Genomic DNA, 7,112 nt, shown 5'->3' with positions numbered 1-7,112 from the left:
CAATTCCGTGCTGACCCAATGGCTGCACCACTACAACTGGCACCGCCCTCACATGGGGATCGGTGGCCAGCCACCTATTTCCAGAGTCCTGCTGAACAACGTGGTGGGTTTACACAGTTAGTCGACTATCGCGCGCAGCGCGGGATCTTTGCGATCCAGGCGAAAGGCAGTCGACCAACAGTCGACTCTACCCCGTCGTGGTGTCATTCCCGTCGTGGTGCCATTCCGTCGCCATGCCGGTGCGGCGGGCCGGATGTCCCGGCCCGCCACTGCCTTGCTCAGAACCGCAACGCCAGTGCGCGCGATTCGATCGGTGCCATCCGGCTCTGATCCTGCAGCTGCAGGTCGCGCAGCTCGTACGGCGCACCGAACCCAGCCGGCAACGCGGCCTGGTCGAACGGCAGCACCAGCTGGCCCGCGCCCGGACCGTCGAACCACGCGGCTGCGTGCGCCTGCGCCACCGGCTTCAGCTGGCCATCGCGGCCGGTGGCATACAACGTGCCACGCGCCTCGTAACGACCGGCGGCGGCCACCTGCAGCGGCAGCGCTACCTGGCGGCTGGCCGGGTCCGGTGCCGCCTGGCCACTGAAGCGCGCAGTGGGCCGCGCCACCGCGAAGGCCACCTTGCCATCGCGCAGCACACCATCGGCCTGGGCGAACACCTGCAGTTCCCACAGCCCCTGCACGTTGCCGACATCAGCCGGAATCCGCACCTGCGCACGCAGGGCACCATCGGTGGTACGCAGCAGGCGCTGCGGCCAGCTGCGGCCATCGGGCGCGACCAGCAGGGCTTCACCGCCCAGGCCGCCACGACGCGAGGCCAGCTGCGCGGTGGTGGCGCCGTCTTCCAGCAGGCGTGCCTGCAACTGCACGTTGCCACCGGCCAGCACCTGCGCCTGGTTGGCCTGCACTTCCAGCCGCAGCGGGCTGTTCGGCTCCAGCACCTGCACCACGTAGCGGCCCTGTGCCTGCGCGCTCTGCAGCGTGTACGCACCGGCGGCACTGGTCGCGCCGGTGCGCAGCATGCTGCTGCCATCCCTCACCGGCATGCCGGCCTGCTGCAGCGCGCGCGCGTCGACACTGCGGGCCACGCTGCTGCGGCCCGCCGGGTCGCGCACTTGCAACGCATTTGCCGGCACTGCCCGCGCGCCTTCGGCCGGGCTCAGCTGGATCACCGCATCGGCGGCCGTCAGCGGTAGATCGATGCCGCGTTGCAGCTGGGCGCCATCTACCTGCTGCCAGTAGCTGCGGCTGACCGAGGCATACGGCGTAGCCGCCTGCAGCGATTGCGCCGGGTCCAAGGCCCAGGCGAAGGACAGCGGTGCGCGTTCGCTGTCATCGGCCGGCAACGGCGCGGCAACCAGCGCCGCGGGCACCTGGTCGCCTGCGCGGGCGGCCTGCAGCGGCTGCGCGGCCTGCGCTGCGGAAAGGGACAGTACTGCCAGCACGGCGCCGGCCAGCAGGGTGGATTGAATCGTCATGGTCGTCTCCCTCACTGGGTCAGGTCGTTGCGCAGCAGGGTGCCCAGGCCGAAGCACTCGCGGCGGCTCTGGTTGTGGCTGAGCGGTTCCGCGCCCTGGGTACGCGCCTTGTCGGTGAACCAGGTGGTGCCGGCGGCCTTCTGGCTGCTGCACTCCAGGAAGCCATCGGAGCAGGACGACAGCCAGTTCTGGGTGAACTCCAGGCCGACGTTGGCGGCATAGCCGCCGCAGTAACTGTTGCTGTCCCACACCGCCGATTCCACGTCGCTGCCGACCACCGCGCGGAACGGCTTGGGCAGCGCTGGGCGACCGGCCGTGCCATACAGGTTCTGCGCGTTGTAGGTGGCCATGCTCGCCACCTGCTGCTGGCGCACCGCGTCGTTCTTGTAGCCCAGCAGCCAGCCCAGCGAGGTTTCGAAGGTGTTGCCGTTGAGCACCGCATCGGCCAACGGCGTACCCGCCGAGGAAGGTGCCAGCGCGGTGACCTTGCGCACCGTGCGGATGATCTTCGGATAGCGGCTGTCGTAGGTCGGGTTGGACAGGATCCAGCGCACCACATTGCCGCCGTTGGAATGGGTGATCACCACCAGCTGGGTGATGCCACGGCTGTCGATGAAGCCGGTCAGCTGGTTGGCCAGGCAACCGGCCGCTTCCGGTTTCCACATGTACTGGGTGAAGTCACAGTTGATGACGACGTAGTTGCTGCTGTTCGGCAGGCCCTGGCGCACGGTGTCGATGATCGCCGGCTGCCAGTAGTCCTGGGTGGCGTTGGTCTGCGCGCCGGTGCCATGCACGAAGGCCACGCCGACCACGTCGGCGGCCTGCGCCGGCGCTGTTGCAAGCCCGAGGAGCAGGGCCAGGACGGTACTTCCTGTTGCGGTGCTGCGCATCGCTTCTCTCCCTCTGTCTTCGGATCCCCCCGACCCGGCTGGAACTGGACGGCCCTGGCGCTTGCCGTTGTGCCGATGCTCGCGGTGCAGCGGCGTGAAAGTCCGTGCGCTGCGCCCGGAATCAGGAGACTGACGTCAAACGATGACGCTTTTCATATCGCGACAATGACCATGCCGGGTCTGGCCGTATGACCGATGGCCACTGCAGTGTCGTATGGGGGCTGCGATCATGGCGCGTTGTTTTCTCTCCCGGAGCCTGTCCATGTCGCTGATTTCCCACCCTGCCCGCCCGCTGCTCGGCCTTGCCGTTGTCGCGGCCCTGGCCGGTTGTGCCGCCACCGCCACCAAGCCGACCGCCGTCGAAGCCAACATCACCACCAAGGCGGTGGGCTATCTGGACCAGAGCGCGGTTCCGGCCAGCCTCGACCTGGTACCGGCACCACCGGTGGCCGGTTCGGCCGCGCTCGCCCTGGACGAGCAGGTCAGCCGTGAAGCCCGCGCGCTGCGTGGCAGCCCGCGCTTCGCCCAGGCCGGCGTCGATGCGGAGCTCGGCTTCCCCGAAGGCGCCAACCACTTCTCCTGCGCCGCCGACATCGACGTCGACGCGGTGAAGACCCCGGCGCTGTATCGCCTGCTGGAGCGCAGCCGGATCGACGCCAGTGCGGCGACCAAGGCGGCCAAGAACCACTACCAGCGCCCGCGCCCGTTCATGGTCAACGGTGAACCGACCTGCTCGCCGAAGGACGAGGAAGGCCTGCGCAAGAACGGTTCCTACCCGTCCGGCCACACCTCGATCGGTTGGGCCTGGGCACTGATCCTGTCCGAGATCGCGCCGGACCGCGCCGATGCCATCCAGGCCCGTGGCCGCAACTACGGCGAGAGCCGCCTGGTCTGCAACGTGCACTGGCAGAGCGACATCCTCGAAGGCCGCTTCATGGGCGCCGCCGCGGTGGCCCGCCTGCACGACAACGCTGCGTTCAACAAGGACCTGCTGGCCGCACGCAAGGAAATCGCCGCCGCACGCAAGGCCGGCCTGCACTCCAGCCGCGATTGCACTACCGAGAACGCGGTGCTGAAGGTGCGCCCGCAGAGCGCGCTGTAAGCGCGCGCCGGATCACTCGTTGCCGGCCAGCGGCCGGCACTACCAAGGGGCGTAAGGAAGAAGGGCCGGCATTGCGCCGGCCCTTCTTCATTGCATCAACGCAGCCACCGCATCAGAACTTCGCGGTGAACTCCACGCCCCAGGTACGCGGCTCGTTGAGGAAGCCGGTCAGGTTGTTGAAGTCGATCGCACCGACCACGCGGGTCTGGTTGGTCAGGTTGCGGCCGAACACGGCCACGTCGTACTGGCCGTAATCCCAGTTGTAGCCCAGGCGCAGGCCGCCTTCCAGCGAACTACGGCCGCGGAATTCCGGCGACTCATAGATGAAGAAGTTCACCGCGCTGCGGTAGGCCCAGTCCGTGTAGGCGTACAGCTCGCTGCCATCGCTGAGCGGGAAGCCCACGCGCAGGGTCGCGTTGTGGATCCACTTCGGTGCCTGCGGCAGCGGGTTGCCGTTCACCAGCGCATAGGTCTGGCCGTTGATCACCGTGGTCGGGTCGTTGATGGTGCAGCCACCGCCGCAGATCGCCACCGCCAGATCCTTGTCCTTGATCTCGGTGTCGTTGTAGCTGCTGCCAAAGGTCAGCAGGACGTTGTCGGCCAGGTAGGCTTCCAGGTCCAGTTCCACGCCCTGGCCGATGGTCTTGTCGGCGTTGAGCAGGGTGGCGGTGTTGTTGCTGCCACCCACCGCGATCAGCTGCTGACCATCGACGTTGTAGCGGAACACGCTCAGGCCCACGCGCGCGCGGCGCTCGAACAGGTCGGCCTTGATGCCGGCTTCATACGAGATGACCTTCTCCGAGTCGGCCTGCGACAGGCCCGGCGCGAAGGCCAGGCGGCCCTGGATCGACGGTGCGCGGAAGCCCTTGGCCACGCGGGCGTAGGCGTTGATGTCGTCGGTCAGCTTGTAGACGCCGCTGACATCCCAGCTGACGTCGTTGACGTCGGTGTTGGCCAGGTACGGGCCGCTGACCGGGGTGCCGAACGGAACGGCCTGCAGCACGCTGGCGCTGAAGTCCTTCTTGTCCTGGGTGTAGCGCACGCCGGCACGCAGCTTGAAGCGGTCGGTGACATCGAAGTCGCCCGAAGCGAACACCGCCCACGCCTTGTTGCGCTGGTTCTGCACCACGTGGCCGGTCTGCGGGTTGCCCGGGGTCAGCGAGTCGTAGTTGAAGTTGTTGATGGTCACGTCTTCATCGAAGTAGAAGACGCCGGCCTGCCAGTCGAAGCGACCCCATTCGTTGGACTCGATGCGCACTTCCTGCGTCCACTGCCGGTGGTGCGGCAGGCCGTCGGCCGACTCCGACGAGAACGGAATCAGGCCCGGACCGTAGTTGCCGGCACCGAGGAAGGCCGCACCGTAGCCGCCGTCGATGTCACCGCGGTTGAGCGATTCGGCGGTCTCGTAGCCGGTGATCGAGTGCAGGGTCACCGAGCCGAGGTTCCACTGCAGGCGCGCGCTGCCGCCCCAGGTTTCCAGGTCGGAGAAGTTGACGCCGTCGTTGGCCACCTTGTCGCGGTCGAAGTTCTCGACCAGCGAATTGCCGCCCTTCTGGATGATGTTGGCGCGGAACAGGCGCGCGGTGCCGTTGAGCTTGCGCTTGTGCAGGTTGAACAGCGCTTCGAAGTCGTCGCCTTCGTACAGGAACTGCACGCGGCCGGCGGCTTCGTCATAGCCTTCGAAGCCACTGTTGGGGGCACCGGCGCGGGTGTTGTCGACCCAGTCATCGCGGCGCTGGTAGATCGCCGAGACACGTGCCGACCAGCGGTCGGTCAGCGGGCCGCCGTAGGCGCCCTGCACGTTCCAGCTGCTGTAGCTGCCGTAGCCCACGCGCACGTAGCCGTCGGCATCCTGCGACGGTCGCGCCGAATCGAACTTGACCACGCCGGCCGGGGTGTTGCGGCCGAACAGCGTGCCCTGCGGGCCACGCAGCACTTCCACGTTGGCCAGGTCGAACAGCGGGAAGCCCTTCAGCAGCGGGCTTTCCTGCACCACGTCGTCATACACCAGCGACACCGGCTGCGAAGCATTGAGGTCGAAATCGGTGTTGCCCAGGCCGCGGATGTAGAAGCGCGGGAAGGCACGGCCGTAGGACGACTCGATGTTGAGGCTGGGCACGCGCGCGGCCAGGAAGCGGATGTCATCGCCGGCCGAGCCGAGCACATCCAGCTTCTCGCCCTGGATCGCGCTCAGTGCGACCGGTACGTCCTTGGCGTTCTCGACGCGGCGCTGCGCGGTCACCTGCAGGGCATCGAGGGCAACCGGATCCTTGGCGGCGGGGGTTTCCTGAGCGGCTGCTACCAGCGGCAGCAGGGCGGAAAGAGCGGCAACGAGGGGGCGCGCGACCGGAAGGCGGCCACGGGAAGTACGGGTCGGGGACATGGCGGTAGGCTGTGTTTGGAGGGGTGGTAAAACGGCGCTACCAGATAATTGTTGCAATACAGCACCTACGCCGCAAATGCCCGCCGTTCATGGCCCCGTCGCCGGCGCCCCCGGGCGCTCGCTAGACTCGGGGTTTCCAACGCGACGGACCCGCCGCCATGACCCAGTGGTACTTCCATGCCTCCGCCCAGGCCGAGCGCATCGGCCCGCTTGATGACGAGGCCGCGCGCCGCTACGCGCAGGCCAATCCACGCGCGCTGGCCTGGTGCCAGGGCATGAGCGGGTGGACACCGATCACCGAGGTGGCCGAGCTGCAGGCGGCGGCCCCGGGCATGCCCAACACCCCACCGCCGGTCCCCGTCGGCGCCAGCGGCCGCGCCGACGACATCGAGTTCCGCATCGTCGGCCATGAAATGCAGTTCGTGGAGATCGAGCTCGACCCCGGCGAGAGCGCCATCGCCGAGGCCGGCGCATTGATGTTCAAGGACGCCACGGTACAGATGGACACGGTGTTCGGCGCCGCCAACGGCGACCAGGGCGGCGGCTTCATGGGCAAGGTGATGGCCGCCGGCAAGCGCGTGCTGACCGGCGAGAGCCTGTTCGCCACCGTCTACACGCAGAGCGGGCACGGCAAGGGCAAGGTCGCCTTCGCCGCGCCCTACCCGGGCACGGTGCTGGCGATGAAACTGGACCAGCACGGCGGCCGCCTGATCTGCCAGAAGGACAGCTTCCTGGCCGGTGCGCGCGGCGTGCAGATCGGCGTGCAGTTCCAGCGCAAGATCATGACCGGCCTGTTCGGTGGTGAGGGTTTCATCATGCAGAAGCTGGAAGGCGACGGCTGGGTGTTCATCCACGCCGGCGGCTGCGTGGTGGAACGCGAGCTGGCTGCCGGCGAGCGCCTGGACGTGGATACCGGCTGCGTGGTGGCCTACCACCCGACCGTGGACATGGACGTGCGCCGTGTTGCGGGCATCAAGAGCATGCTGTTCGGCGGCGAGGGCGTGTTCCTGGCCACGCTGACCGGCCCAGGCAAGGTCTGGCTGCAGTCGCTGCCGTTCTCGCGCCTGGCCGGCCGCATGTGGATGGCCGCGCCGCAGGGCGGTGGCCAGAACCGCGGCGAGGGTTCGGTACTGGGCGGCCTGGGCCGGATGCTGGACGGCGACAACCGCTTCTGACCGCCTCCGGTCGTGCCGGCCGCTGGCCGGCAACCCCATGGACCGTTGCCAGTTTCCCTATGGTTGCCGGCCAGCGGCCGG

6 protein-coding genes are annotated in these 7,112 nt (G+C 68.0%); 3 read left to right on the top strand and 3 right to left on the bottom strand.

The features are described 5' to 3' along the window. On the top strand, positions 1-121 hold a 121-nt coding region (locus H4O10_RS22075; RefSeq protein WP_157806712.1), incomplete at its 5' end, for an integrase core domain-containing protein. Positions 122-278: 157 nt separating this feature from the next. Here the strand turns inward: H4O10_RS22075 and H4O10_RS22070 are convergent. Both H4O10_RS22070 and H4O10_RS22065 read right to left on the bottom strand, forming a co-directional pair. Beyond that, complete coding sequence (locus H4O10_RS22070; RefSeq protein ID WP_049454354.1) at positions 279-1,481, bottom strand: DUF4785 domain-containing protein; 1,203 nt, start codon at positions 1,479-1,481, stop codon at positions 279-281. Positions 1,482-1,492: 11 nt separating this feature from the next. Then, entirely contained in the window at positions 1,493-2,371 is an 879-nt protein-coding gene (locus H4O10_RS22065; RefSeq protein ID WP_033833534.1) for a hypothetical protein, read from the bottom strand. Positions 2,372-2,633: 262 nt separating this feature from the next. Here H4O10_RS22065 and H4O10_RS22060 point away from each other — a divergent pair, with 262 nt between their 5' ends. Further along, positions 2,634-3,473, top strand: coding sequence for a phosphatase PAP2 family protein (locus H4O10_RS22060; RefSeq protein ID WP_033833533.1), 840 nt, complete (start codon positions 2,634-2,636; stop codon positions 3,471-3,473). Between the two features lie 112 nt (positions 3,474-3,585). Here H4O10_RS22060 and H4O10_RS22055 read toward each other — a convergent pair whose 3' ends face one another. Further along, positions 3,586-5,856, bottom strand: coding sequence for a TonB-dependent receptor (locus H4O10_RS22055; RefSeq protein WP_049454353.1), 2,271 nt, complete (start codon positions 5,854-5,856; stop codon positions 3,586-3,588). 158 nt (positions 5,857-6,014) lie between these two features. Between H4O10_RS22055 and H4O10_RS22050 the strand changes: the two genes are divergently transcribed. Continuing rightward, complete coding sequence (locus tag H4O10_RS22050) at positions 6,015-7,031, top strand: TIGR00266 family protein (protein WP_049454351.1); 1,017 nt, start codon at positions 6,015-6,017, stop codon at positions 7,029-7,031. Positions 7,032-7,112 lie beyond the last annotated feature (81 nt).

This window comes from Stenotrophomonas sp. I18B00994 (genome assembly GCF_014145825.1).
In the GTDB taxonomy this organism is placed as follows: domain Bacteria; phylum Pseudomonadota; class Gammaproteobacteria; order Xanthomonadales; family Xanthomonadaceae; genus Stenotrophomonas; species Stenotrophomonas maltophilia.
The sequence above is the reverse complement of the archived record's forward strand: the minus strand, read 5'-3'. Positions and strand labels throughout refer to the sequence as shown.

Bases quoted from the DNA above. Each gene is read 5' to 3' on its own strand.
- H4O10_RS22070 (WP_049454354.1), bottom strand. From the start codon at position 1,481: ATGACGATTCAATCCACCCTGCTGGCCGGCGCCGTGCTGGCAGTACTG.
- H4O10_RS22065 (WP_033833534.1), bottom strand. From the start codon at position 2,371: ATGCGCAGCACCGCAACAGGAAGTACCGTCCTGGCCCTGCTCCTCGGG.
- H4O10_RS22060 (WP_033833533.1), top strand. From the start codon at position 2,634: ATGTCGCTGATTTCCCACCCTGCCCGCCCGCTGCTCGGCCTTGCCGTT.
- H4O10_RS22055 (WP_049454353.1), bottom strand. From the start codon at position 5,856: ATGTCCCCGACCCGTACTTCCCGTGGCCGCCTTCCGGTCGCGCGCCCC.
- H4O10_RS22050 (WP_049454351.1), top strand. From the start codon at position 6,015: ATGACCCAGTGGTACTTCCATGCCTCCGCCCAGGCCGAGCGCATCGGC.